Source organism: Marilutibacter penaei (genome assembly GCF_014145395.1).
Classification (GTDB): Bacteria; Pseudomonadota; Gammaproteobacteria; order Xanthomonadales; family Xanthomonadaceae; genus Marilutibacter; species Marilutibacter penaei.
This window is the reverse complement of record NZ_JACHTE010000010.1, coordinates 37,251-62,746: the sequence shown is the minus strand read 5'-3', so window position 1 is coordinate 62,746 and position 25,496 is coordinate 37,251. Positions and strand designations below refer to the sequence as shown.

Here is a 25,496-nt window from a genome sequence, read left to right as displayed (position 1 = left end):
CTCAGCGCAACTGGCTGTCCTTGCTGCCCCGACGGTTGAACCCGCTCCCCGCCTGGGCATCGCGGTCCTCGGCCTCCTGGCAGCGGACGCACAGGCGTACGCCCGGCACCGCGTCGCGTCGCGCCTGCGGGATCGGCGCCTCGCATTCTTCGCAATGGCTCAGGCCCGGCCCTCGCGCCAACTGGCTGCGCGCGCGCTTGATCGCATCCTCGACGGTCGCGTCGATCTGGTCCTGCACCGAGGTATCGCTGGTCCATCCGCCGGCCATGGGCGCCTCCGGAATCACTGCCTGTTCCCGGCAAGATGGGCCCGTTCCAGCCGCGCTTCAAGGCACCGCGCCCCCGGAACCCGACCAAGGTCCAAGGCCCGCGGGTGCCAGTCGCCCGATACTGAAACATGTGCGCCGGCATAATGTACGGCTACGTATCGATGCCGCACACCATGTCCCGATTCCTTCCCGCCGGCTGCCTTGGGGCTGCCTGCCTGCTCGTCGCCTGCGCCACCACGCCCACCGTCGTCCCGCCGTCCGGCCCCCTGCAGGTGGAGGTTCCCGCGATCCAGCGCCCGGAAGGTGAAACCCCGGCGTGGTGGTATCGCGACGGCGCCGCTCAGGCCGCCGCGCGCGGCGCGATGGATGGACGGGCCCGCAACGTGATCCTGTTCGTCGGCGACGGCATGAGCCTCACCACGGTCGCCGCCGCACGCATCCTCGCCGGCCAGCGGGCGGGCCAGCCCGGCGAAGAACATCGCCTGGCCTGGGAGCGGTTCCCGGCCACTGCGCTCAGCCGCACCTACAACACCGACGCGCAGACCCCGGATTCGGCCGGCACGATGAGCGCCATGGCCACCGGGGTAAAGACCCGGGCAGGCGTGCTCAGCATCGGCCAACAGCCGGTCCGCCGGGACTGCCAGGGCGCCCTGCAGGTCCCGCTCCTGAGCCTGTGGGAGCTCGCCGAGAGCGCCGGCATGGCGACCGGCGTGGTCACCACCGCCCGCCTGACCCATGCGACCCCCGGCGCCACCTTCAGCCATTCCGCCGACCGCGACTGGGAGTCCGATGCGGACCTGCCCGCCACCGCACGCGCCGTCGGCTGCACCGACATCGCCCGCCAGATGATCGAAACCCCCTTCGGCGACGGTCCGGAGCTGCTGATGGGCGGGGGTCGCGCGAAGTTCATGCGCGCCGACCAGCCGGATCCCGAGTACCCGGCGCTTCGCGGCGCACGTCGTGACGGCCATGACCTCGTCGCCGACTGGCAGGCCCGCCACCCCGATGGCCACTACGCATGGAATGCCGGCCAGCTGGCGGCGGCCCCTGCGGACGGGCCGCTGCTGGCGTTGTTCCAGCCGGGCCACATGCAGTTCGAGCACGACCGGGCGGGCGATGCCGCCGGTGAACCCAGCCTGGCCGAGATGACCCGCATCGCCATCCGGCGCCTGGAGAACGCACCGCAGGGCTACGTGCTGCTGATCGAAGGCGGCCGCATCGACCACGGCAACCACTACGGCAACGCCCACCGCGCCCTCACCGATACCATCGCGATGAGCGACGCGGTGCAGGCGGCGGTCGACATGACCTCGTCAGACGACACGCTCGTCCTGGTCACCGCCGACCACTCGCATACGCTGACCTTCGTCGGTTATCCGCGCCGCGGCAACCCGATCCTCGGCAAGGTGGTACCGATCGCCAGCGACTCCGCCAAACCGTTGTCGACCGACGCGACCGGCCTGCCCTACACCACGCTCAGCTACGCCAACGGCCCCGGCTACGCCGGCGAGACCGCGCACCAGCCCGAAGGGCCGAAGCGCTTCATGCACAAGGTCCAGCGCGCCCGGCAGGCCAACGGCCGGCCGGACCTGACCGACGTCGATACCCGCGACCCCGACTACCTGCAGGAGTCCATGCTGCCGCTCGTCGACGAAAGCCACGGTGGCGACGACGTCGGCGTGTGGGCACGCGGCCCGGGCAGCGACGCGGTGCGCGGTTCGATCGAGCAGAACGCGATCCACCACATGATGCTGCAGGCCACCCCACGGCTTCGCGAGGCGCTGTGCGCGCAGGGCGGATGCAACACCGATGGCGTCCCGGTGGATTTGCCCGATTTCGAGGCGTTCAAGGCCCGTTGAGCGGCTCCAGGCTCAGAACGGCTTGGCCAGCACCAGCCAGACGATGCCGACCAGCAGCAGCACCGGCAGTTCATTGAACCAGCGCAGCGCGCGCGCCGACGGAAGCGCGCGCCCCGCATCGACGCCCTTCAGCCAGCGACCGGCCACGATGTAGTGCGCCAGCACCAGCGCCACCAGCAAAAGCTTGGCGTGCAGCCAGCCGCCCATCACGCCGAAGTGCAGCCAAAGCGCCAGCCCGAGTGCCACCGCCAGCCCGAACATCACATGGCCGAAGCGGTACAGCCGGCGCCCCATCAGCACCAAGCGCGCACGCACGTCGGGCGCGTCGCCGGCCTCGACCAGGTTGACGAGGATGCGCGGAAGGTAGAACACGGCGGCCATCCACGCGATCACGAACACGAGATGGGCGGTCTTGGTGATGAGATAGGCGGTCATGTGCACTAGGATGCCGTCGCAGGCGCCCCGGCGCCATCCCATGACGGCCTTCCCATGAGCAAAGCGTACGACCGCGTCTATTTCGACCGCTGGTACCGCGACCCGGCGCTGAAGGCCGAGGCCATCGGCGGCCGCGCCCGCCTCGCACGCAAGGTCGCACTGGCGGTGGCGACCGCCGAATACCACCTCGAGCGCCCGCTGCGCAGCGTGCTCGACGTCGGCTGCGGCGAAGGCGCGTGGCGCTCGCCGCTGCTCAGGCTCCGGCCAAAGGCCACCTACCTGGGCTTCGACAGCAGCGGATACGCGATCGAACGTCACGGCCGCCGTCGCAACCTGCACTTCGCGCGATTCGCCGACTTCCAGCACCTGCGACCCTGCCCGCCGGTGGACCTGCTGGTCTGCTCGGACGTGCTGCATTACCTGGATGCACGGGAGCTCGACCGAGGCCTGCCCGGCCTGGCCGAGTTGTGCGGCGGCATCGCCTTCCTCGAAACCTTCTGTCGCGAGGACGGGATCGAAGGCGACACCCTCGGCTTCAAGCGCCGCCCCGCGCGCTTCTATCGCGAACGCTTCGCCGCGGCCGGCTTCGTGCCGCTGGGGTCGCACCTGTGGCTCTCTCCGGCCCTGGCCAGCGGTAGCACCGCCCTCGAGACACCCGCCTAGCGCCGGACATCCGGATTCACAAACCCGGGCGCCGGCTCGGGTATGCTGCGACGCAGCAAGTAACCGGTTTCCCGGAGTACGCCACCCGATGATGCTCTATCAGCTGCACGAACTCGGCCGCGCATGGATGGCGCCCGTCACTTACTGGGCCGACGCCAACGCCAAGATGTTCGGCACCCCCGCCAGCTGGTTGTCCAGCCTGCCGGGTGCGCAGCGCGTCTCCGCCGGCTTCGACCTGCTCTACCGGATCGGCAAGGACTACGAGAAGCCCGAGTTCGGCATCCACTCGATGGAGATGGACGGCAACACCTATCCGGTGGTCGAGCGCGAGGTCGCGGTCAAGCCGTTCTGCCGCCTGCTGCGCTTCAAGCGCTACACCGACCACGCCGGCAACCTGCAGGAAATGCGCGGACAGCCCCCGGTGCTGGTAGTGGCGCCGCTGTCCGGCCACCACGCCACGCTGCTTCGCGACACCGTGCGCACCCTGCTGCGCGACCACAAGGTCTACATCACCGACTGGATCGACGCACGCATGGTGCCGACGTCCGAGGGCGACTTCGGGCTCGACGACTACATCGCCTACGTACAGGACTTCATCCGCACCATCGGTGCGAAGGACCTGCACGTGATCAGCGTCTGCCAGCCGACCGTACCGGTGCTCGCGGCGATCTCGCTGATGGCGCAGGCCGGCGAGGAGGTCCCGCGCACGATGGTGATGATGGGCGGCCCGATCGACACCCGCCTCAGCCCGACCGAGGTCAACAACCTGGCGACGACCAAGCCGCTGTGGTGGTTCGAGAACACGGTGATCCACCCGGTACCGGCCAACTACCCCGGGCATGGCCGCCTGGTCTACCCGGGCTTCCTCCAGCACACCGGCTTCCTGGCGATGAACCCCGAACGCCACGCGCAGTCGCACTGGGACTACTACCAGCACCTGGTCAAGGGCGACCTGGACGATGCCGAATCGCACCGCCGCTTCTACGACGAATACAACGCCGTGCTCGACATGCCCGCCGAGTACTACCTCGAGACCGTGCGGATCGTCTTCCAGGAGCACCTGCTGCCGCGCGGCGAGTGGGACGTCGGCGGCGTGCGCGTCGACCCGTCGGCGATCAAGGGCACTGCGCTGCTGACGATCGAGGGCGAGCTGGACGACATCTCCGGCCAGGGCCAGACCCGCGCCGCGCACGATCTGTGCACCGGTATCCCGAAGGAAGAACGCCACCACATCGAAGTGAAGGGCGCGGGCCACTACGGCATCTTCAGCGGCCGACGCTGGCGCACCCAGGTCTACCCGAAGGTCCGCGACTTCATCGCCGGCCACGCCGGCTGACGCTGGCCGCGACCCCCGGCCTGGGCCAGAATCGGGACTCCACCGAACGGAGTCCCGCCGTGGCCCAGCGTCGCCCGACCCTCGCCCTGCTCGCCGCCTGCCTCGCCACCGCCCTGCCCCTTGCGGCGCAGGAAGCGGAACCGGAAGCGCCACCGGCGCGTTCGATGCAGGAGATCCTCGATGCCTCGCAGGCCTCGGACTGGCGCCGCCCCGATCCGGCGCACACGCTGTACCTGGAACTCGACAGCGGCCGCGTGGTGATCGAACTCGCGCCCGCCTTCGCCCCCGCGCACGTCGCCAACATCGAGCAACTGGCGAAGGAGGGCTACTGGGACGGCCTCAGCATCAACCGCTCGCAGGACAACTTCGTCGTGCAGTGGGGCGATGCCGCCGAAAACGAGGCCGATCGCAAGCCGTTGGGCGAGGCCCGCGCCACCCTGCCCGCCGAGTTTGAGCGCGATGCCGATGGGCTCGCCTTCCATGTCCTGCCCGATGCCGACGGCTGGGCGGCGCAGGTGGGTTTCGCCGGCGGCTTCCCGGCCGGCCGCGACACCGCAGCCGGTCTCGCCTGGATGGCGCACTGCTACGGCGCGGTCGGCGCCGGCCGCGATGTCGCCGCGGACTCCAGCAACGGTACCGAACTCTACGTCGTCACCGGCCAGTCGCCGCGCCAGCTCGACCGCAACATCACCGTGGTCGGCCGGGTGATCGACGGCATGGAACGCCTGTCGGTGCTGCCGCGCGGCACCGGCCCGCTGGGCTTCTACGAGGACGCCGGCCAGCGCACGCCGATCCGCGCGATCCACCTCGCATCCGACGTGCCCGACGCCGAGCGCAGCGCGCTGGAAGTGCTGCGTACCGACACGCCGCTGTTCGATGAGCTGGTCGAAGCCCGACGCAACCGTCGCGACGGCTGGTACAAACGCCCCGCGGGCCACATCGACCTCTGTAACGTGCCCATCCCGACCCGCGCCGTGGAATGAGCATGCGCCGGCCGGTCAGGCGTCGCGCCGGCCGGCCTCGCTGCCCAGCACCTCGTGCTGGAACAGGCACATCCGGATCGCGCTGTGGTAGCGGCCGTCGCTGAAGTACTCGTCCAGCAGCACGCCCTCGCGCTTGAAGCCAAGGCTCTCGTAGATGTGGATCGCCGCGGCGTTGTCCACGTCGACCAGCAGGTACAGCTTGTGCAGGTTGAGCACGCGGAATGCGTAGTTCACCGCGCGCCCGGTGGCGGCGCGCGCATACCCGCGGCCCTGGTGCTGCGGCGACACCATGATCAGGAATTCCGCGCGCCGGTGGAGGTGGTCGATCTCCACCAGCTCCACCAGCCCGACCGGCTGCCGCATGTCGCCCTCGATGATGAAGCGGCGCTCGGACTGGTCGTGGATGTGCTTGCGGTACAGCTCCTCCAGCTCGACGAAGGACTCGTAGGGCTCCTCGAACCAGTACGCCATCACGCTGCGGTTGTTGTTCAGCACGTGCACGAAATGCAGGTCGTCGCGCTCCAGCGGGCGCAGGGTGACGCGTGCGGCACCGTCGGTGCGGGGTTCGTCGGCGGGCTTGGACGCGGTCGGCATGCGGCGAGCTTAGACCAGCCCGGGGCGCACCGGGATGAACGGACGCCGGCGGTGTTCACGCCTCCTTTCCCGGGGCGTTCCTAGCCTGAGCCTCCCGCCCCCAACGGAAGCCCCGGAGTCCCCCATGCCCCTGCTGCGAATGCGCGTGACCGGAAACGAGGACGCCACCCGCGCCATCGTCAACCTGCTCTCCAGCCTGGAGGGCGTCGACCACGTCGAGGAGATCGCCGACCTGATGCCGCGGATGGACGATCCCGACTCCAGTTCGGCGGGGCTGCCCGACGACGCCGGCCCCGGCGTGCACGAGATCGAGGTCGAAGCCTCCAATGCCTACTCCGCCAACCGGGTCCGCCGCGCCGTGGAACTGCTGTCGGAGGAACTCGAGGCCATGGTCGAGTTCGAGGAGGAAGAAGAACGCTGAGGGCCATGCAGCCCATGTCGGGGCACAGTATCCTGCGTGCATCCGATCGAGCTGCGTACCAAGGCCCTTCCATGACCCGTTTCCGCATCCTGCCGCTGGCGTCCGCGCTCCTCGTGGCGCTGGCCGCCTGCCAGCCCGCCTCCGCCCCGGACAACGCCCACACCGCCCCGTCCGCGTCCCGGCCCGCGGGACAGGTGGACAGCCAGTTCGAGATCTTCTCCAAGCGCTACCTCGACAAGGCGATGGAACTGTCGCCGGTCTGGGCAACCCAGGTCGGCGACCACCGCTTCGACGGCCGCATCGACGACCTGAGCAAGGGCGGGATCAGCCGCGCGCTCGAGCATTCGAAGAAGTTCCTGGCCGAACTCGAGGCCATCGATGTCGCCGGGCTCTCGCGCGAGAACCAGATCGACGCCGCGATCCTGCGCAACCAGCTGCGCTACGACATCTGGGCGAACGAGACCCTGCAGGGCTGGGCCTGGGACCCGCAGGTCTACAACAGCATCGCCGGCGGCGCGCTGTATGGCCTGATGTCCCGCGAGTTCGCGCCGATGCCGGAGCGCCTGAAGTCCGCCACCGCGCGCATGCAGCAGATCCCGGCACTGTTCACCCAGATGCGCACCAACCTCGACCCCGCCCGGGTCCCGCGCATCCATGCCGAGACCGTGGCGCGGCAGAACGCCGGTCTCATCAGCATCGTCGACAGCCTGGTGCTGCCGAACGCGGACCAGTTGCAGGGCGAGGACCGCAAGAAGCTCGACCTCGCCGTCGAAACCCTGCGCAAGGCGGTCACCGAGCACCAGGCCTGGCTCGAGGACGTGCTGGTACCGAATGCCAAGGGCGAATTCCGCATCGGCGAGGCGCTTTACGACCAGAAGCTCGCCTTCGCGCTGAACTCCCCGCTGAGCCGGCAGGAGATCCGCACCCGCGTCGAGGCCGACATCACGCGCACGCGCGAGGAGATGTACGACATCGCCCGCGGCGTGCTCGCCGAGCGTCCCGGCGCCCCGGCCGAGATGCCGGATGCGCCTTCGCCCGAACAGCAGCAGGCGGTGATCGAAGCCGCGCTCGAGCTGGCCTATGCCGATCGCCCCGCGCGCGACGAGGTCGTCGAGCTGGCCACCCGCAGCACAGAGGAGGCCACCGCCTTCGTGCGCGAGAAGGGCCTGGTGACCGTGCCCGACACGCCGGTGAAGATCATCCTGATGCCCGAGTTCCAGCGCGGCGTCGCGGTTGCCTATTGCGATCCGCCGGGCCCGCTCGACAAGGGCCTGGACACCTTCTACGCGGTGTCGCCGATCCCGGACGACTGGAGCCAGGACCAGGTCGATTCCTTCCTGCGCGAGTACAACACCCGATCGATCCATGAGCTGAGCATCCACGAGGCGATGCCGGGGCACTTCCTGCAGCTCGCGCATGCCAACAAGTACCCGTCCACGCTGCGTGCGGTGCTGTACTCCGGTCCCTTCGTCGAAGGCTGGGCCATGTACGCGGAAAAGATCATGGCCGACGCCGGCTACATGGACAACGATCCGCTGATGCAGCTGATCAACCGCAAGTGGAACCTGCGCGCGATGGCCAACGCCCTGCTCGACCAGGCGATCCACGTCGACGGCATGACCCGCGACGAGGCCATGCAGCTGATGACCGTGACCACCTTCCAGCAGGAGCGCGAGGCCGCCGGCAAGTGGGTGCGCGCGCAGCTGACCTCGGCCCAGCTGCCCACTTACTACGTCGGCTACAGCGAGCACCTCGACCTGCGCCAGGCCTGGGAAGCAAAGCAGGGCGAGGCCTTCGACCTGAAGGCCTACCACGACCAGGTGCTGTCCTACGGCTCGCCGCCGGTGCGCTTCGTGCGGCAGCTGATGCTGGACCAGCCGATCGACTGAGACCGCGCATGACCATTGGCGCTTGGGCCGGCACGGGCGCAAGCGCTTAACATCGCGTGTAGCAGTCTGGCCCCCCCGACACAGGAGACCTCTGCATGGGCACGCGACGCGATTTCCTCACCCTGGCCGCCTACGCTGCTGGCGGACTTGCCCTCTCACCGCTGGTGGCCTGCGCGCAGGACGCCACCAGCCCGATGCCCCCGGTGCGCCCGCCCGCTCCCGGCACCATCGCCACCCGGCCGATCCCGGCCACCGGCGAGACCCTGCCGGTGATCGGCATGGGCACCTCCGGCAGCCTTGACGTCGGTGGCAGTCCCGAAGAGCGCGCCCCGCTCCACGAGGTGCTGCGCCTGTTCGTCGCGTCCGGCGCGACCCTGATCGACACCGCGCCGACCTACGGCCGCTCCGAGCCGGTGCTCGGCGAGCTGATGGCGGCGGCCGGCAATCGCGACCGCATCTTCGTCGCCACCAAGCTGTCCGGCGTCACCGGGCGCGACGAGGGCCTGGCCCAGTTCGCCGGCTCGCTGCGCGACCTCAAGACCGACAAGGTCGAGCTGCTGCAGGTCCACAACCTGCGCGACACCGACACCCAGTTCGCGGTCATCCAGTCGCTCAAGGAACAGGGCAAGGTGCGCTACTCCGGCCTGACCCACTTCCAGGAGGGCGCCCAGGCCGACCTGGCCGCGGCGATGCGCCGCCTCAAGCCGGACTTCGTGCAGATCAACTACTCGCCGGTCACGCGCGGGGCCGAACGCGAAGTGCTGCCGCTGGCGCAGGAGATGGGCATCGCGGTGATCATCAACCGCGCCTTCGAGGACGGCCGGCTGTTCGGCCAGGTCAAGGACAAGCCGCTGCCGGGCTGGGCGGCCGACGTCGGGGCCGACTCCTGGGGGCAGCTGTTCCTGAAGTTCGTGCTCAGCCATCCCGCAGTCACGGTAGTGATCCCGGCGACGTCCAAGCCGAAGCACCAGGTTGACAACCTCAAGGCCGGCGTCTCGCCCTTCCTCGACGCCACCCAGCGCGACGCGCTGGTCGCCGCGCTGGCCTGACCGATGCCGACCGGCGACGCGACGCCGCCCTTCCTGACCCGCACCCTGGCACGCCTGTTCGGCCTCGAGCCGGACGAGGCGCTGCCGGTGGCCGGCGGTGCCCTGCTGTTCTTCCTGCTGTTCACCGGCTACTTCATGCTGCGGCCGGTGCGCGAGACCATGGGCATCGCCGGGGGCGTGGACAACCTGCAATGGCTGTTCACCGCCACCTTCGTCGCCACGCTGGCGGCAATGCCGCTGTTCGGCTGGGTCGCCGGCCGCGTCGCCCGCCGGCGCATCCTGCCCTGGGTCTATGGCTTCTTCGTCCTGAACCTCCTGGGCTTCGCGCTGGCAATCGGCCTGCAGCCTGACAACGTGTGGATGGCCCGCGCGTTCTACGTCTGGCTGTCCGTGTTCAACATGATCGCCATCTCGCTGGCCTGGAGCGTGCTGGTCGACCTGTTCCCGACCGCCCAGGCCAAGCGCACCTTCGCGCTGATGGCGGCCGGCGCCAGCCTCGGCGGCCTGACCGGTCCAATCCTCGGCATCACCCTGGTCGGTCCGCTGGGCCACGGCGGCCTGCTCGCGCTCGCTGCTGTTTTCCTGGTCGCCGCCATCGCCGCCGCGATGGCCCTGCAGCGCTGGCGCGACCGCAATCCGGTCGAGACCGGCGACATCGCCACCGACGCCGCCGCACGCTCGCGCCGGCTCGGCGGCAATCCCTTCGCCGGCGCCACCACCGTGCTGCGCTCGCCCTACCTGCTCGGCATCGCCGTGTTCGTGCTGCTGCTGGCCAGCGTCACCACCTTCCTCTACTTCGAACAGGCGCGCCTGGTCGAAGCGACCTTCCCCGACCGCGCCGACCAGACCCGCGTGTTCGGCATGATCGACACCATCGTCCAGTCACTTGCAATCCTCTCGCAGCTGTTCATCACCGGCCGCGTCGCCCGCAAGCTTGGCATCGGCGTCCTGCTGGTCGCCGTGCCACTGGTGGTGATGTGCGGCTTCCTCTGGCTGGCGCTGGCCCCGACCTTCGCCGTGCTCGCCATCGTGATGATCGTCCGCCGCGCCGGCGAGTACGGCTTCGTCCGCCCCGGTCGCGAAATGCTCTACACCGTCGTCTCGCCCGAGGCCAAGTACAAGGGCAAGAACTTCATCGACACCGTCGTCTACCGCGGCGGTGATGCCGTCAGCGCCTGGAGCAAGACGCTGGTCGACATGCTCGCCAGCCAGCCCGCGATCGCCGCACTCGTCGGCGCTGCACTGGCGCTGGTGTGGGCGATAACGGGGGGCACGCTGGCCCGGGCGCAGCAGCGGATGGAGCGCTTGGGTGGCAAGGAGTGACTGGCCTCACACGCCGGGACGGACAGCGCGCACGCAGCGATCGTGACGCTCACTGAGAGTTCGTCGATCGCACGCGATTCAGGTCTTCACAATCCATCGACGTCCACCAACACTAAATGAAGGCGCTTCGCGCCCGCGGCCAATACGCCGCTATATTCAGTTCCGACACCCCCGGACGAAGGAGCATTGCCATGTCTCTCAAGAAACAACTTCCCCCGAAGGCACTCACCCTGGGCGTTGCCCTGGCCGCCACACTGGTCCTTGGCGGTTGCGCCACCTACGACGACGATTTCGCAAGGGTGAACTCGCGTCTCGACCAGCTCGACACGCAGGTGCAGGGCGCAGCCCGCAGCGCCGAATCCGCCAACCAGTCCGCGCAGCAGGCCAACCAGCGGCTGGATTCGCTGGAGAGCCGCGTCCAGCGCCTCGAAGGTTCGCCGGGCCGCGTTCCGCGCGGTTGATGGCCTGATCGCGTCCGGCCGGTTCCCGACGAACGGTCCGGACCCGGAGCGGGTGGCCTGCACGGGCCATCCGTCTCCTCCCCGCACTTCATCTGCATGCCCCGGAGCTGTCCTATCCGTACCCCCACGCACCCTGTGATCCGGGCCGCCCGCGTCGCGCCGGTTCTGGCGCTGGTGCTGGCGCTGTCCCTCGCGAGCGCCGGCATGGCCCGCGCCCAGGAAGACACCGCCGAGCCGACGGACGCCGTCAACGACCAGCTCCCGCCAGGCCAGGAGGTCTCCAGCACGGTGATCGATCTCGCGGGCTGGGTGGTCGCCACCCGGGACACCGAAGGCTACCCCTTCGCGATCATGGACAAGGATGCCGCCCAGATCCTCGTATTCGGTGGCGACGGCCGGCTCCGCGGCGCTGCCCCTGGCCTGTTCGGCTCGGCCGTGGGCGACCACTCGGCCCCCGGCGTCGCCGGCCTCGCGCTGCGCGAGATTCCCGGCCGCGACCGCACCACCCCCGCCGGCCGTTTCATCGGCGGCTTCGGCCAATCCATCGACGCCGGACGCGTCCTGTGGGTGGACTACGATTCCGCGGTCTCCATGCACCCCACCGCCACCGGCGTTCCCGCCGAGCGACGCCCCGAGCGCCTTGCATCGCCGGAGCCGGACGACAACCGCGTCACCCACGGCTGCATCAATGTCGCGCCCTCGTTCTACGACGAGATCATCGCGCCGACGTTCGAGAAGGGCGGCGTGTTCTACGTCCTGCCGGACACGGACTCGCTGGCGGAGACGTTCCCCGAGTTCGTGGAAAGTCGCGAGACCTCGAAGCGACGCGACTGAGGGCGCTTGCGGCTTGGCGGCCAGACGGCAGGTCGGCATTCCTGCCCTCGGACGGACGTGGTGGATGCGTCCCGCCGTATCCATCCCGCCAGCGTCATGCCGAGGCGCCGCACCTCTCTCACGCCGTCCCGGGCCCGACCCACGAGGTCCGCGGCCCCATCCGCGAGACGCCTGACGCCACGCACGTGGTCGAAGACGCGGACGGCAGGGTCCGCAACCTGATCGCCGAGGTGCAGGACCCCGATGAAAGGGTCCGCGACCTCAATCACACGGTTCGCAACGCCATCGATGAGGTCAGGAACCCCTCGCACGAGGTTCGGGACCTCATTTTGTAAGGAGATGTCTGCATGATCGCCGCATCTTCTGTGCCGTCCCGCCTCAGCCCCGCTGCAGGCCTGCCCGGTCCGGGGTGACGAAGAAGCGTTCGTGGGTGCGGATCCGGCCGCCCTTGCGCTGCACCTGGTCCATCGCGCGCACGTCGGTCCGCCACTCCTTCGCGGTGATGTCGTGCAGGTGGTAGCCGCGCAGGTTGTCGCATGACTGCAGGAAGGGGTTCTCGCCGTGCAGGAAGCGGGTCGCGTTGGGCGAGTCCACAGCGCCATCGCCATTGGACGAGATGGAGGTGGCCAGGAACTCCGCGGCCACCGCCGGACCCTCCGGCGCTTCGTCGCTCAGCGGGATGTCGCCGATGGCATTCATGTGCGCGTCGCCGGTCGCGACGACCACGTTGGTCAACCCGCGCTCGCGGATCGAGTGGACCAGGCGCTGGCGCGACTGCGGGAAGCCGTCCCACTTGTCGTCGAACTCCCGCAGCGTGCCGTCCGCGTTCTTCGCCTTCAGCGGCATCACGAACACCTGCTGGGCGATGAGGTTCCAGCCGGCGTCGTTGTCCAGGCCCTGGTCCAGCCAGGCCTCCTGGGCGTCGCCCAGGATGCTGGACGGCTGGCCCGGCTGGAACCGGCAACCCGGCGATGCCGGCGGCTCGCAGGCCTGGTTGAGGCGATGGCTGCGGGTATCCAGCACGTGCATGCGCAGCAGTCGCCCGAAGTCGAGCCGGCGGTAATAGCGCGTCCCGCCATCCACACGGGGGAGCAGCGCGCGCCGCACCGGCAGGTTTTCGTACCAGGCCTGCATGGCGACGAACTTGCGCAGCGCGAACACTTCGGGCGCCCGCCCGTCCTGGTCCCGGGCATTGTTCCAGTCGTTGTCGATCTCGTGGTCGTCGAAGGACATCACGAAGGCCGCGGCCGCATGCGCCGCCTGCAGGTCCGGGTCGCTCTTGTACAGCGCATAGCGCCGGCGGTAGTCGTCGAGCGAGTAGATTTCGTCGCCGACGTGGTCACGCTCGGCGACCAGCCGACCTGCGGCGTCGTATGTCGGGAACTGGTCCTTCTTGCGGCCGGCCGGCCCCTCGTAGATGTAATCGCCGTAGTGGAACACCGCGTCCAGGCCGTCCTCTTCGCTCAGGTGGCGATAGGCCTCGAACCAGCCGTGGTAGTAGGCCTGGCAACCGGCCACCGCGATGCGCACGCGCTCCGGCAGGGCGTCCGGCGCCGGCGCGGTGCGGACCACCCCGACCGGGCTCGCATCCGCGCCTTCGACGTGGAAGCGGTACCAGTACGGCCGGCCCGGTGCGAGCCCGTCCAGCTCGACATGCACGCTGTGCCCCAGCTCAGGCAGGGCCAGCGTCTCGCCCCGGCGCAGGACGCGGCGGAAGCCATCGTCGGCCGCCAGCTCCCAGCGCACCGGCACCGCCACCATCGGCATGCCGCCGTGTTCTTCAAGCGGCTTCGGCGCCAGCCGCGTCCACAGCACGAAGCCGCCTGGCAGCGGATCGCCCGAGGCGACGCCCAGGGTGAAGGGATAGCCGCCCAGGCGCGGGTTCGCGACGACCCGGTGGAACGGTGAGAGGCCGGCGAACAGCGCCAGCGAACCGGCGCCGAGCAGGAAGCGGCGGCGATCGAAGGATACGGAGGACGTCATGCAGCACCTTGCAGTAGGGGTGTGGACGGCCGGCCAGGTGCCGGCCGCGACGGCAGGCGGTCAGAACCGGGCGCGCAGGCCGATCGAAGCGCGACGTCCGCTGGTGATGTAGATCTGGCTGTGGTGGCCCTTCTCGCTCAATCCCGTTTCGCCGTTCGAGTACACGGTGTGGCGGTTCTGGTTGAAGATGTTGTTGGCGCTGAAGTACGCCTCCAGCCCGAGCCAGTTGCCCGGGGTCTTCGGGATCAGGGTGTAGGCACCGGACAGGTTCACTTCCAGGTAGTCGTCGAAGGGCTGCTTCTGGTTCATCACCACGCCGAACGCGTTGGTGATGTTGCCGGTCAGGCCGCGGTCCTTCTCGTCGCTCCAGACGGTGTTGAGGTTCAGTCGCGTGCGGCCGTGGCGCCATGCGAACCCCAGGTTGGCCACCTGCTGCGCCACGCGCGGCAGCACCACCGACGGATTGGTATGGGTGTAGGAACCGCGCACCGTCAGGCCACTCAGCGCGCCCGGCAGGTAATCCATGGCGTGGTTGAACTCGAACTCATAGCCGTTGATGGTGATGTCATCGGACAGGTTGCTGCGCGTATTCACCAGGTCGATGGGCTCGTCGCCGGTGTAGCCGAATTCCTCGGGCGTCATCGAAACATCGCTGATCAGGTCCTCGATGCGGTTGTGGAACACGCCGAACGCCACCAGGCCGACCGGTTCGAAGTACTTCACCACCCGCAGCGACAGGTTGTCGGAGTACTCGGGGAGCAGGTCGGCGTTGGGGGCTGAGAGCACGTTGCCGTCCTCGGTGCCATACGCCACCGACCACACGCCCGCCAGGTCGCCCACTTCGGGGCGCTGGATGGTCTTGCTGTAACCCGCCTGCACGTCGAAGCCGTCGCTGATGCTGTACTTCAGCGAGACGCTCGGGAAGAAGTCGTCGTAACTCGCCTTGTTCTCGCGGCGCGGGTTGGTGAAGTACTGGTACTCCAGCCCTTCGACGGTGGTGGCACGGCCGCTGTCGGGGTCGACGTCGTAACCCGCGGCGGCGATCGCCTCCGGGCTCAGCGGGTCGAAGTCGTGGCTGGTGGTCCGGGTACGTTCCCAGCGCAGGCCCGCCTGCACCTTCAACTTGTAGGCGAACTCCGCGGTGCCCATGAAATAGGCGGACTGGACGTCCTCGTCCAGCGCACTGACATTGCCCACGTAGGCGTTGTACCACTGGGCCGGCGTCAGGCTGTGCAGCCAGTGCTCCGGGTTCGCCTGCATCATGTCGTAGATCTTCTCCAGGCTGTAGACGTACAGGTCGCCGCCGCCCAGCGTATTGACGACCATGCCCGACTCGCCCGAGTGCCACACGTTCGCGCTCTGCACCGCGCGCAGGAACTCGGCGTTGCTCAGCGGACCGTCGTAGGTCCAGATGTTGGCGTCGGAGGTGTTGCCGAAGTCGTACTCGCCGCGGGTTGCCTTGAGGCCGGTCTTCCAGGTCACCGGCACGTCGCCGAAGTCCTGGTAGAACTCGAAGTCGAGGCTGCCACCGTCGTAGTCGAGCTCGGCGCTGCTGCCGCTGGTGGTGCGGATCGAAGGCCGGGTGGAACTGCCGAGTGCACCGGCATAGCTGCCGATGGTGTAGCTCTCCGGCAGCGACCAGTCCGGACCGTCCAACTGCTGGATCTTCCAGTCCTGGTGCATCCAGTCGCTGCGCCACGCACTGTAGTTGCCGGGCGCGCTGATGGTGTTGAGCACGTCCGACACCTGGCCCTTCTTGCCGGAGTCGTAGCGGCTGTCGGCGCTGACGTGGAACAGCTTGCCGTCGAGCTTGAAGTGCTCGTTCTGCCACACGAAGCTCGGCACCAGGTTGCGGGTGTAGCCGATCTTGTAGGTGTAGGTGACGTCGGTGCTCAACGTTTGAGCGGTGTCCGCGTAGTTCGTGGTCCAGTACATCGACGGATCGCCGGTGGACGCGCGCGAGTTCGCGAGTCGCGGGGTGATCCGGTTCGGGTCGATGTCGCCGCGGGCGACGCTGGCGGCCAGCGACAGGATCAGCTCGTCGGTGGCCTTGTAGTCGACCGCCACCTGGGCAACACGGCGGTTGTACTCGCGGTCGTAGCCGGCCGCGGAGATCGAAGTGACCGCGTAGGGATACGGGCTGGCCTCCGTGGCCACGTAGTTGCGCCCGGCCGTGATCTGCGCCTGCTCGACCAGGCTGGTCACGCTGCTGATGCCGGCGGCAATGCCGAGGCGACCGTCAAGGAACACGTCGGAATAGTTGAGCGTGGCCGTCGGCAGGAACTTGGTGTCGTAACCGCCTTCCATCCAGCCGGTGTTCTCGCTGTCCCACAGGCCGGCGTGGGTGTTCCCGCCCAGCGTCGCGGTGATCCGGCGGCCGCGCGCGTCGAAGGCGCGCTTGGTGCGGATGTCGATGGTGCCGGCGGGGGCATTGGCATCCATGTCCGCGCTGGTGGTCTTGTAGACGGTGATGGAGTCGACGCCGGCCAGCGCGGACTGCTCGAAGCTGAAGGTGCGTGAGCTGGACGAGTTGGCATCCACGCCGGGCAGGCTCACGCCGTTGAGCGTCACGCCGGTGTACTTGGCCGGCAGGCCGCGCAGCGAGATGTTGCGCGGCGCATCGTCGGCCACCACGTCGTAGTCCACGCCCGGCATGTACTTCAGGAACTCGCCGGGGTTGCCGTCGCCGATCTCGCCGAAACTGTCCGCGGACAGCGTGTTGGTGATGTTCATCGCCGCGCGCTGCTCCATGATCGCGCGCGCGTCGCCCTCGCGGGCGCCCACGACCTGCACGGTGTCGAGGGTGGCGGCGTCCGCCGCGGGGGCCTGGCTGCTGTACAGCTCGAACAGCGGTTCGCTGGTTTGGCCAGCGCGGACATCGACGGTCTGCTGGACCGGGCTGAAGCCGGTGAACTCGACGGTCAGCACCGCGGCGCCGGCCGGCACCTCGTGGACGCGGAACTCGCCGCGTTCGCCGGACACCGCGACCTGGCGGCCGTCGATCTTGACCCGCGCGTTGCGCAGGTACTCGCCGGTCACCGGATCCATCACGCGGCCGAGGATGAAGCCGGTGCCGGTGCCGGTGCCGGCCTCTGCGTCCGGCGCGGACACGGACTTCTCGCGCAGGGTGATCACGCCGCCCTCGTCGGACTGGATCTCCAGGCCGGTGCCGACCAGCAGCAGGCGCAGCGCCTCGCGCGCGTCCATCTCGCCGGACACGGCGGGGGTCTGGATGCCCTGCAGGGCACCGGCCGGCGCGATGATCTGCAACTGCGCCTGGCGCGCCAGTTCCGGGATGGCGGTGACGGCCGGCTGCGCCGGCACGTTGAACTGGCGCACCTGCGCGAAGGCATGGGCAGGAAGGGCCAGCGCGGCGATCACGGCGCTGGTCAACAGGAGTCGCTTGCAGGACGTCATGGGGTGTCGGCTCTCGGTCGCCGCGTGGGGTCGCGGCACTCAGGAAGAAAGAGCAGCCGGCACGCGGGTTCCGCCCCCTGTCACGAAAATTTAATGCGTGCGCACAGGCTCGACCGGGCGCGACAGCACGACGCGGTCGCGCTCGCGGCGTGCATCGGCGTCGAACACCTGCGCGACGGCATTGCCGAAGCCTTCCGGGTCGTTCGCATCGAACAGGCCGGTGATCGGCATCTGCGCCAGGCCGTTGTCGATGATGTCGATGCGCAGGTCGCTGTAGCGCGCGAAATCCGCGACGGCCTCGGCGAGGGTCTCGCCCTCGAAGGCGATCTTGCCTTCGCGCCAGGCCATCTCGCGCTGCAGCTGGCCCGACGGCAGGGGGCTCAGCTGCAGGCCGTCGGGACCGTCGCGAAGCAACAGGCGGGTCGCCGCGGCCACGGTGGTCCTGGTCGCGGGGATCTCCAACGCACCCGTCTCGACGGACACATGGGTGGGCTCGCCGTCCAGTTTCCGCACCAGCAGGGTCGCATTGCGCGCCGTCATCCGGCGCCGGTCCACTTCCACCACGAGGTCCGGCCGGGCATTGCGCGCGTCGATGAACACCTCGCCACGCTCGACCGCGACGCGCAGCTGGCCGTCGTCGTCGTGCACCTTCACCCGGGTGTCGGTGTTGAGGGTCAGCACCGATCCCCCCGCGAGCGCGACCCGGCGCATCTCGCCCTTGGTGGTGGCGTACGCCGCCGGCACCTGCACGGTGAGCAGCAGGAAGACCGTGAGCACCAGCGACGCCGCCAGCGCGCTGGCCCAGCGCAGCGGCCGCAGCCCCCTACCCGCCCGACGCCGGGGCGACGCGGGAACCTGGACCGGCGTCCGCGACGGCGGTGCGGCCAGTGCATGCAACTGCCCGGTCCCCTGCAGCGCGCGGGCCTGGTGCCACAGGGCCTTGGCACGCATCAGGGCGCCGGCGCGCCGCGCATCGCCGGCCAGCCAGCGCTGCAGGCGCGCCTCGTCCCGGTGCGACAGCGGCGCACGGTCCATCCGCGCGACCCACTGCGTGGCCGCGCGCTCGATCTCACGACTGGTTTCGCGTCCGTCCATTGGCTTTCCTGATTTCACGCTCCAACTGCCTTGAGGCTTTGGCGGGCAGCGTTCCGCCATTCGCCACCCACTCGCCCAGCAGTCGGATGCCGCGGGCGATGTGTTTCTCGACGGTGTTCTCGGACACCCCCATGCGGGTGGCGATCTCCCGCTGCGGCAGCTCGTGCACGCGCCGCAGCACGAAAGCCTCGCGGGTCCGCCCTGGCATCGCGGCGATCACCTCCGCCAGCCCGTGCAGCTCGTCGCGTTCGATCGCCCGCTGCTCGGGCGTGGCCCCGCCATCGACGAACTCCACCGGCCCGAGGTCCTCGACCGCCAGGATCGGCACGATTCGCGCCCGGCGGATGTTGCGGACCACCAGCGACTGCGCCACCTGGAACAGGTAGGCGCGCGGGTTGAGGATGTCGTCCAGCCGCTCGCGCTCGGCCAGGATCGCGTAGCTCTCCTGGACGATGTCGTCCACGTCGAAGCCCGCACTGCGCCGCCGCCCCAGCCACGCGCGCAGCGCCGGCTCGTGCGGCAGCACGTGGAGGGCGAACCAGCGCGTCCGCGCCATGTCGTCCATGGCCTCGCTCCGCACCCCTCCCGCACGTCCCGGATCCGCCACGCCGTTCCCCCGCCACCCGCAGGCCTGTTGCGCAAACGCGCGAGTGTGGGGACGGGGCGTTTCAGGGGGGTGACAGGGCGGGCCGTGGCGCGTGCCGGCAACAGGCCGCCCAGCCACCCCATTCATGTTCGCGAAGGCCGGTGTCGGCGACTTCATACGCGAGGTCTACGACTTCACGCGCCATGTCCACGATCTCACGTGCCAGGTCAGCGACTTCGCGCATCATGTCCGCGACTTCGTGCGCCAAGTCGCTGACTTCGCGCTTCATATCCGCGACTTGGCGCACCCGGTCATCGACATCGCGCGTCACGTCGTCGACTTCACGCGCGAAGTCGCCGACCTCGCGTTTCAAGTCGCGGACTTCATGCGCCAGATCGGCGACCTCGCGCACGAGGCCACCGATCGCGGTGGCCATCCGCTTCCGCCCGTCGCGCACGAGCGCGCCTGATCGGCAAAGCCGGCCCCTGCGGGCCATGCCTATACTCGGGTAGATTCCAGTGGGCCCCGCCCGCCGCCGCACTCGAGGGAGACGTCTCCAATGAAACTCAAGGCCAGCCCCAGGGCACTGGGCATCTGTGCACTTGTCTGGATCGCGATGGTCCTGGCAACCGTCGCGCTCGGCATGCCGTCGACAGGGCCGCTGACGATCAGCGAACGCGGCAATCCGTTCTGGGACCTCGTGCCGACCGGCATGCCGTCGCAGCCATTCGTCGCGAAGCTCGACCTGATGGCCGTGTCCCTCGCCGCGCTCGGGCCGCTGGCAGTGGCGGCGCTCGTGATCAAGCTGGGCCCCGTGACCGGCTTCGGCCGATGGGCCAAGGGCTGAGCGTTACCTCGCCGAACAGCGGCACCCGATAGGTGACGGCGCGGGTACGGGCGGGGTGGATTACCGACAGGATGCGCAAAGACCCGTTGCTGCGCTCCATGCATACCTGCTCGCCAGAGATGCGGGGCAGCAGGCGGCTGCTCAGGCGTGCTGGAGGATGTTGAGCAGGGTGCCGTAGGGATCGCGGACGTAAAAGCGCCGGACGCCCCAGTCTTCATCGGCCGGGCCGTAGACGATGGGATGGCCGGCCGCGCGCATGCGGGCCAGGGCTTCGTCGAGGTCGTCGACTTCGATCGACAGGTCCGGCACGGGTGTCCCATTGCCACCTTCGGTCGCGATGCTGAGCTGCACGCGCGCCGATTCCCCCGAGCCGCAGGTCGCGATCCAGCCGTGGTCCATCAGTGTCTCGAGGCCCAGCAGGTCGCCGTAGAACGCGCGCCCCGCGGCGGTGTCGGAGGCGGCGATGTTCGACACGATGCGGCGGACCTTCATGGACACGCCTCCAGGGGACAGGGACCGGACCCGACTGTTCCTGATCGTGCATGCCGATGTCCAGCCGCGGCCCCGCGGAGGGGGCGCGCCTGCTTCAGCCGGTTTCGCCGCCCACCCGCTTGTGCGCCTCGCAAATGATGCGTTTGTCGAGGATGCGGACCTCGCCGACCATCAGCAGGCGGAGGTCGCGGACGAGGTAGTCGGCGAGCGCATCGTCGTCGATGGTGTCGCCCTCGATGTCGAGGCGGAAGCCCTGGCCCTGCAGGCCACCGCCGTTGCTGAAGTCGATCTCGAAGTCGAACACCACGCGGTGCTGCACGGGGGCGTTCATCGGCGGCTACTCCGCTCGCTGAATGCCACGCTGCCGAGGATGATCGCGCCGGCGATGGCCATGGTGAGGGTCAGCGGTTCGTCGAGCAGCCACCAGGCCCAGGCCACGCCGAACAGCGGCACCAGGTAGGTGACGGTGGCGGCGCGGCTGGCGCCGATGCGGGCGATCAGGCGGTAGTACATGACGAAGGCGATGCCGGTGCACAGCACGCCGAGCAGGGCCGCGGACAGCCAGGACAGTGGCGGGACCGGCGTCGCCGGCCAGTGCATGACCGCCAGCGGCGCGACCAGCAGGGCGGCGCAGCTGAGGGTGGCGGCGGCGACCGCGGCGGCCGGCAGGCCGGTCAGGTGGCGACGAACCAGGTTGATGCCGATGCCGTAGAGGAAGGCCGCGCCGGCGCCGGCCAGCACGGCCAGGCCAATGCTGGCGCCGGCGACCTTGCCGCTGGCCAGCACGACGACGCCGGCGAAGCCCGCGACCAGCGCCACCGCGCGGCGCGTGCCGATGCGCTCGCCGAAGAACAGGAAACCGATCAGCGCGGTGAACAGCACGGTCATGGCGTTGCTGATCGCGCCGATGCCGGCCGGCGCCTGCGTCGCCGCCCAGGCGAACAGCACGAAGGGCACCGCCGAGTTGATCAGGCTGATGCCGGCCAGCCTGGGCCACAGCGCGAGCGGGAACTGCCGCCGTGCGCGCCACAGGAAGGGCAGCAGCACGACCGCCCCCAGTGCCAGCCGCATCTCGACCAGCGGGAACGCGCCGAAGTCCGGGGCGGCAACGCGCATGAACAGGAACGACGCGCCCCAGATCGCCCCGAGCACGGCGAGTTCGAGGGGGGTCTTCCAGTCCCGGGCGGCCGCCTCGGGCGGGGCGGTCCGGGGCGTGGGCGCGATCGATCCGGTGGGGGCGGCGGCGTCGGCGGAAAGCATCAGGAACGCATCCTGTTCGTGGCTGGCCATTGTCGAGCGGCGCCCCATCCACAACAAGCGCATACTTTGTGGCCCAGCCACAAATCATGTTTGAGGCTCCCATGGCCCTGCGTGCCGAGCTGTTGCCGGCGCTGGCGGTGTTCGAGTCGGCCGCCCGCCACCAGAACTTCACCCACGCCGCGGAAGAGCTGCACCTGACCGCCAGCGCGGTCAGCCACCACGTGCGCAAGCTGGAGGCGCGCCTGGGCGTGGCCCTGTTCCAGCGCCATGCGCGCGGGGTGTCGCTGACCGCGGAGGGCCGGCAGTTGGCCGACGCCGCCGGTTCGGCGCTGGCCGACATGGACGGCGTGGTCCACCAGCTGCGCACGCGGGAGGACGAGGCCAGCCGCGTGCGCGTCACCACGCTGCACTCGCTCGCCTACACCTGGCTGATCCCGCGGCTGCCGGATTTCAGCCGCCGGTACCCGGACATCCGCCTCAACCTCGATACGGAAATCGCGCTGACCCGCTTCGACGAGGGCGGGCCGGATGTCGGCATCCGCCATGGGCCGGGCCACTGGCCGGGGCTGGGCGCGCACTGGCTGATGGACGACGCGATGTTCCCGGTCGCCGCGCCGGACTGGCCGGGCCGCGAGGGCATCGCGCACCCGCGCGACCTGCTCGGGCACCGGCTGATCGCCGACCATGCGCGGCAGGGCTGGCTGGACTGGTTCCGCGCGGCCGGCGTGCACGGCGCGACGGTGGACGAGCACCACACCTTCAGCGACACCTCGGACGCGCTCAACGCCGCCGCGCATGGCCTCGGCGTGGCCCTGGCCCGCGAGCGGATCGCGGCGCCCTACCTGGCCGCCGGCCGCCTGGTCCGGCTGCCCGGGCCGTCGATGGAGGCGCGCTGGAGCTACTACGTGGTCTACCCGGCGCACCGGCGGCTACGGCCGGCGGCAGCGTGTTTCGTCGACTGGCTGCTCGAACAGGGCTGACCCCCTCCCCGCGCGCCGCCGGGTCTGCCAGACTCGCCGCGCCCCTCACGCCCACCTCCCCGCGCGCATGTCGCCGACCGCGAAAGCCCAGTTCCAGATCCACTTCTGCGTGGTGCTCTGGGGCTTCACCGCCATCCTCGGCAAGCTGATCAGCCTGCCGGCATTGCCGCTGGTGTGGTGGCGCATGCTGGTCGTGGTCGCAGTGCTGGCGCTGGTGCCGCGGGTGTGGCGCGGCCTGCGCACGATGCCGCCACGGCTGGTCGCCGCCTATGCCGGCATCGGCGTGCTGGTGGCGCTGCACTGGCTGACCTTCTACGGCGCGATCAAGCTGGCGAACGCCTCGGTGGCGGCGACCTGCATCGCGCTGGCCACCGCCTTCACTGCGCTGATCGAGCCCTGGCTGGCGCGGCGCGGCTTCGCCCTGCACGAGCTGCTGCTCGGCATCGCAGTGCTCCCGGGCGTGGCGCTGGTGGTCGACGGCGTGCCGCATGACATGCGCGTCGGCGTCGCGGTCGGCGCCCTCTCGGCACTGTTCGTCGCGCTGTTCGGTTCGCTCAACAAGCGGCTGGTCGAGCACGGCGATCCGCTGACGGTGACCGCGCTGGAACTGGGTGCCGGCACCCTGGCGCTGACTTTGCTCGCGCCGCTGATGCCGCTGCTGTTCCCGGCCTTCGCCGGTCCGCTGACCGAGCTGCCCGGGCTGCGCGATGCCGGCCTGCTGCTGGTGCTGTCGCTGGGCTGCACCCTGCTGCCCTTCGCACTGTCGCTGGTGGCGCTGCGGCACATGAGCGCGTTCTCCGCGCAGCTGGCGGTCAACCTGGAGCCGATCTACGCCATCGCCCTGGCCATCGTGCTGCTCGGCGAACAGCAGGAGCTGAGCACGCGCTTCTACCTGGGCGTGGCGATCATCCTCGGGGCGGTGCTGCTGCACCCGCTGCTGCACCGGCCGAAGCGGCTGGCCCAGCCGGAGGCACTGGGCGTGGTGGAAGCCAAGGACATCACCGAATAGCCCTCGCCGGCGGGGCGGCCAGACCGCTATCCTGCTCGCCTGCCACCGCGCCCGGACGACGATGAACCCCGCCACCCAGCACGACCTCGCCAAGCTCTTCCTCCGCGTCACCCTCGGCCTGCTGGTCATGCTGCACGGCGCGGCCAAGCTGAAGGGCGGCATGGCCGGCATCATCGGCCTGGTCGAGGCCCACGGCCTGCCCGGCTTCCTCGGCTATGGCGTGCTGGTCGGCGAGATCCTCGGCCCGATCATGCTGGTCATCGGCTGGCACGCGCGCGTCGGCGCGGTGCTGGTCGCGGTCAACATGCTGTTCGCGATCGCCCTGGTCCACATGGGCGAGCTCGGCCACCTCAACCGCCAGGGCGGGTGGGCGCTGGAACTGCAGGCGATGTTCCTGGTGTCCGCGATCGCCCTCGCCCTGCTCGGCCCGGGTCGCTTCAGCGCCAACCAGCGCTGAGGCCCGGCATGGAACGCATCCGATTCGAACTCGACGGCGACTTCGTCGAACTCAACCAGCTGCTGAAGCTCGCCGGCCTGTGCGACAGTGGCGGCATGGGCAAGCAGATCGTGGCCAGCGGCGCGGTGCTTGTGGACGGCGAGGTGGAACTGCGCAAGACCTGCAAGATCCGCGCGGGCCAGGTGGTCGCGCTCGACGACGTCGAGATCGAGGTCGTCGCGGCCTGAGCTTCATACGCCGACCTGGCGCTCAGGCAATCGGGCGCCCGCTGTCGGCACCGGCCAGCGCGTCGTGCAGCACGCGTACGGCGTCGGCCTCTGCATCGACCTGGCCGTCGCCGCGCGTTTCCAGATAGCGGCAGGCAGCGAAGTCCTGCGCGCGGGCTTCGTATTCGCGCACCCAGGCCTCGCGCAGTGGACGCTGCTCGTCGGTCAGCGGCCAGACGCCGGTGCGCGGCCGCAGATGGCGGCGGATGCCGATGCGCCAGGGCTTGGCGCTGACACGGGCGCGGAAGCACTGCTGGCGCTGGCACATCCGCGCGTAGAGGCGGTCGGTGCCGATGGCCTCGAACAGCGTCTGAACCTCGGGATCGCCCGGGCTGAAGCGGCGATGCAGGGCGAGCAGGCGCAGGCCAGCGGGCGTGCGGTACAGCCGCAGGCGCCAGCCCGGATGCTTCGCCACGAACGCCTGCACGCGCCGCAGTGCCATGCGTTCCGGCCCACCCCGCAGCGCCTGCCATGCCCGGTGTACGCCACTTGCCAGCGGCCAGGACAGGAAAAGGCCGGCGATGACCAGGGCGACCCCTTTTCCGGCCGAATCCATTGCATTGCCGAAGGCGATCGCGCCGATGACCCACAGCGCCAGCACGCTCCCCCATAACCGGGTCGGCACGCCTTTCGGGAAGTCGATGTCGGCGAACAGCACGTCCGGCGTGTTCAGGCATAACGCGCCGTAGCTGTTGCGCGAGATGATCGTGTCGCCCTGGCGCTGCACGATTTCCTCGCGGATCGGCATGCCTTCGGCGCCGTTGTAGGGCACCTTGGGTTCGCGCTTGAGCAGCGGCTCGCCGGCGACGATGCGCGCATGCGCTTCGCGGACGCGGGCATCGGCGTGCGCCTGCGCGGCTTCCTGGCTTTCGTCCGACCAGCCGAAGCGGCGCACGGTGAAGGCGCGGTGCCGGCTGCGGCGGCCGTGCTCGATCCGGGCCTCGGCCCAGAACTCCGGAATGATCATGTGCTGCCCCCGTCGGCGCTCC

27 protein-coding genes are annotated in these 25,496 nt (G+C 69.7%); 16 read left to right on the top strand and 11 right to left on the bottom strand.

The features are described from left to right. Position 1 precedes the first annotated feature (1 nt). On the bottom strand, positions 2-268 hold the full coding sequence (locus H4F99_RS13705; RefSeq protein WP_182670427.1) for a DksA/TraR family C4-type zinc finger protein: 267 nt from the start codon (positions 266-268) through the stop codon (positions 2-4). A 173-nt stretch (positions 269-441) separates the two neighbouring features. Here H4F99_RS13705 and H4F99_RS13700 point away from each other — a divergent pair, with 173 nt between their 5' ends. Next, positions 442-2,127 carry an alkaline phosphatase gene (locus H4F99_RS13700; protein ID WP_246372205.1) on the top strand — a complete coding sequence of 562 codons (1,686 nt, stop codon included), beginning with the start codon at positions 442-444 and terminating at the stop codon, positions 2,125-2,127. Positions 2,128-2,139: 12 nt separating this feature from the next. On the opposite strand, the gene H4F99_RS13695 is transcribed toward H4F99_RS13700, so the two are convergent. Further along, entirely contained in the window at positions 2,140-2,562 is a 423-nt protein-coding gene (locus tag H4F99_RS13695; protein ID WP_182670425.1) for a CopD family protein, read from the bottom strand. A gap of 54 nt (positions 2,563-2,616) precedes the next feature. Between H4F99_RS13695 and H4F99_RS13690 the strand changes: the two genes are divergently transcribed. The 3 genes from H4F99_RS13690 (at position 2,617) to H4F99_RS13680 (ending at position 5,544) form a co-directional block, all read left to right on the top strand. Next, positions 2,617-3,225, top strand: a complete 609-nt coding sequence (locus H4F99_RS13690) for a class I SAM-dependent DNA methyltransferase (RefSeq protein WP_182670423.1) — start codon at positions 2,617-2,619, stop codon at positions 3,223-3,225. 91 nt (positions 3,226-3,316) lie between these two features. Then, a complete protein-coding gene (locus H4F99_RS13685) occupies positions 3,317-4,561 on the top strand; it encodes a polyhydroxyalkanoate depolymerase (RefSeq protein WP_182670544.1) in 1,245 nt (414 codons plus the stop codon). Positions 4,562-4,620: 59 nt separating this feature from the next. Then, positions 4,621-5,544 (top strand): peptidylprolyl isomerase, encoded by a 924-nt coding sequence (locus H4F99_RS13680; RefSeq protein WP_425488029.1) that lies wholly within the window; start codon positions 4,621-4,623, stop codon positions 5,542-5,544. A gap of 15 nt (positions 5,545-5,559) precedes the next feature. Here H4F99_RS13680 and speG read toward each other — a convergent pair whose 3' ends face one another. Beyond that, on the bottom strand, positions 5,560-6,138 hold the full coding sequence (speG, locus tag H4F99_RS13675; protein WP_182670421.1) for a spermidine N1-acetyltransferase: 579 nt from the start codon (positions 6,136-6,138) through the stop codon (positions 5,560-5,562). 124 nt (positions 6,139-6,262) lie between these two features. Between speG and H4F99_RS13670 the strand changes: the two genes are divergently transcribed. The 6 genes from H4F99_RS13670 to H4F99_RS13645 all read left to right on the top strand — a co-directional run bounded on the left by H4F99_RS13670 (position 6,263) and on the right by H4F99_RS13645 (position 12,115). Next, on the top strand, positions 6,263-6,559 hold the full coding sequence (locus tag H4F99_RS13670) for a hypothetical protein (protein ID WP_182670420.1): 297 nt from the start codon (positions 6,263-6,265) through the stop codon (positions 6,557-6,559). A gap of 71 nt (positions 6,560-6,630) precedes the next feature. Next, a complete protein-coding gene (locus H4F99_RS13665; protein ID WP_182670418.1) occupies positions 6,631-8,448 on the top strand; it encodes a DUF885 domain-containing protein in 1,818 nt (605 codons plus the stop codon). A 95-nt stretch (positions 8,449-8,543) separates the two neighbouring features. Beyond that, positions 8,544-9,497 (top strand): aldo/keto reductase, encoded by a 954-nt coding sequence (locus H4F99_RS13660; RefSeq protein WP_182670416.1) that lies wholly within the window; start codon positions 8,544-8,546, stop codon positions 9,495-9,497. A 3-nt stretch (positions 9,498-9,500) separates the two neighbouring features. After that, entirely contained in the window at positions 9,501-10,820 is a 1,320-nt protein-coding gene (locus H4F99_RS13655; RefSeq protein ID WP_182670414.1) for an NTP/NDP exchange transporter, read from the top strand. 191 nt (positions 10,821-11,011) lie between these two features. Then, on the top strand, positions 11,012-11,281 hold the full coding sequence (locus tag H4F99_RS13650) for a hypothetical protein (RefSeq protein ID WP_182670412.1): 270 nt from the start codon (positions 11,012-11,014) through the stop codon (positions 11,279-11,281). Positions 11,282-11,458: 177 nt separating this feature from the next. Beyond that, the gene (locus H4F99_RS13645) at positions 11,459-12,115 is read left to right on the top strand and encodes a hypothetical protein (protein WP_182670540.1); all 657 of its coding nucleotides are present in this window, start codon (positions 11,459-11,461) and stop codon (positions 12,113-12,115) included. Positions 12,116-12,493: 378 nt separating this feature from the next. Here the strand turns inward: H4F99_RS13645 and H4F99_RS13640 are convergent, their stop codons facing one another. From H4F99_RS13640 to H4F99_RS13625, 4 genes are all read right to left on the bottom strand, one after another. Further along, the gene (locus tag H4F99_RS13640) at positions 12,494-14,098 is read right to left on the bottom strand and encodes an alkaline phosphatase D family protein (protein ID WP_182670410.1); all 1,605 of its coding nucleotides are present in this window, start codon (positions 14,096-14,098) and stop codon (positions 12,494-12,496) included. Positions 14,099-14,158: 60 nt separating this feature from the next. Beyond that, entirely contained in the window at positions 14,159-17,515 is a 3,357-nt protein-coding gene (locus tag H4F99_RS13635; protein WP_182670408.1) for a TonB-dependent receptor, read from the bottom strand. Positions 17,516-17,605: 90 nt separating this feature from the next. Beyond that, entirely contained in the window at positions 17,606-18,610 is a 1,005-nt protein-coding gene (locus tag H4F99_RS13630) for a FecR family protein (protein ID WP_182670406.1), read from the bottom strand. Then, a complete protein-coding gene (locus H4F99_RS13625; protein ID WP_182670404.1) occupies positions 18,585-19,175 on the bottom strand; it encodes an RNA polymerase sigma factor in 591 nt (196 codons plus the stop codon). Before H4F99_RS13625 ends, H4F99_RS13630 begins: the two co-directional genes overlap by 26 nt. Before the next feature lie 166 nt (positions 19,176-19,341). On the opposite strand from H4F99_RS13625, the gene H4F99_RS13620 reads away from it, so the two are divergent. Then, entirely contained in the window at positions 19,342-19,665 is a 324-nt protein-coding gene (locus tag H4F99_RS13620) for a hypothetical protein (protein ID WP_182670401.1), read from the top strand. Between the two features lie 90 nt (positions 19,666-19,755). Next, positions 19,756-20,043 carry a hypothetical protein gene (locus H4F99_RS13615; protein ID WP_182670400.1) on the top strand — a complete coding sequence of 96 codons (288 nt, stop codon included), beginning with the start codon at positions 19,756-19,758 and terminating at the stop codon, positions 20,041-20,043. 141 nt (positions 20,044-20,184) lie between these two features. Here H4F99_RS13615 and H4F99_RS13610 read toward each other — a convergent pair whose 3' ends face one another. The 3 genes from H4F99_RS13610 to H4F99_RS13600 all read right to left on the bottom strand — a co-directional run bounded on the left by H4F99_RS13610 (position 20,185) and on the right by H4F99_RS13600 (position 21,795). After that, positions 20,185-20,535: a VOC family protein gene (locus H4F99_RS13610; protein WP_182670399.1), complete on the bottom strand. Its 351-nt coding sequence runs from the start codon at positions 20,533-20,535 to the stop codon at positions 20,185-20,187. Positions 20,536-20,629: 94 nt separating this feature from the next. Next, positions 20,630-20,866 (bottom strand): cyclase, encoded by a 237-nt coding sequence (locus tag H4F99_RS13605; protein WP_182670397.1) that lies wholly within the window; start codon positions 20,864-20,866, stop codon positions 20,630-20,632. Further along, positions 20,863-21,795, bottom strand: a complete 933-nt coding sequence (locus tag H4F99_RS13600) for a DMT family transporter (protein WP_182670395.1) — start codon at positions 21,793-21,795, stop codon at positions 20,863-20,865. The genes H4F99_RS13605 and H4F99_RS13600 overlap by 4 nt, the downstream gene beginning before the upstream one ends. Before the next feature lie 101 nt (positions 21,796-21,896). Between H4F99_RS13600 and H4F99_RS13595 the strand changes: the two genes are divergently transcribed. The 4 genes from H4F99_RS13595 to H4F99_RS13580 all read left to right on the top strand — a co-directional run bounded on the left by H4F99_RS13595 (position 21,897) and on the right by H4F99_RS13580 (position 24,468). Continuing rightward, on the top strand, positions 21,897-22,775 hold the full coding sequence (locus H4F99_RS13595) for a LysR substrate-binding domain-containing protein (protein WP_182670393.1): 879 nt from the start codon (positions 21,897-21,899) through the stop codon (positions 22,773-22,775). A gap of 67 nt (positions 22,776-22,842) precedes the next feature. Then, the gene (locus tag H4F99_RS13590; protein WP_182670391.1) at positions 22,843-23,784 is read left to right on the top strand and encodes a DMT family transporter; all 942 of its coding nucleotides are present in this window, start codon (positions 22,843-22,845) and stop codon (positions 23,782-23,784) included. Positions 23,785-23,845: 61 nt separating this feature from the next. Beyond that, the gene (locus tag H4F99_RS13585; protein WP_182670389.1) at positions 23,846-24,241 is read left to right on the top strand and encodes a DoxX family protein; all 396 of its coding nucleotides are present in this window, start codon (positions 23,846-23,848) and stop codon (positions 24,239-24,241) included. 8 nt (positions 24,242-24,249) lie between these two features. Further along, positions 24,250-24,468 (top strand): RNA-binding S4 domain-containing protein, encoded by a 219-nt coding sequence (locus H4F99_RS13580; RefSeq protein ID WP_182670387.1) that lies wholly within the window; start codon positions 24,250-24,252, stop codon positions 24,466-24,468. 22 nt (positions 24,469-24,490) lie between these two features. On the opposite strand, the gene H4F99_RS13575 is transcribed toward H4F99_RS13580, so the two are convergent. Then, a complete protein-coding gene (locus H4F99_RS13575; RefSeq protein ID WP_182670385.1) occupies positions 24,491-25,474 on the bottom strand; it encodes a hypothetical protein in 984 nt (327 codons plus the stop codon). Between the last annotated feature and the right edge of the window lie 22 nt (positions 25,475-25,496).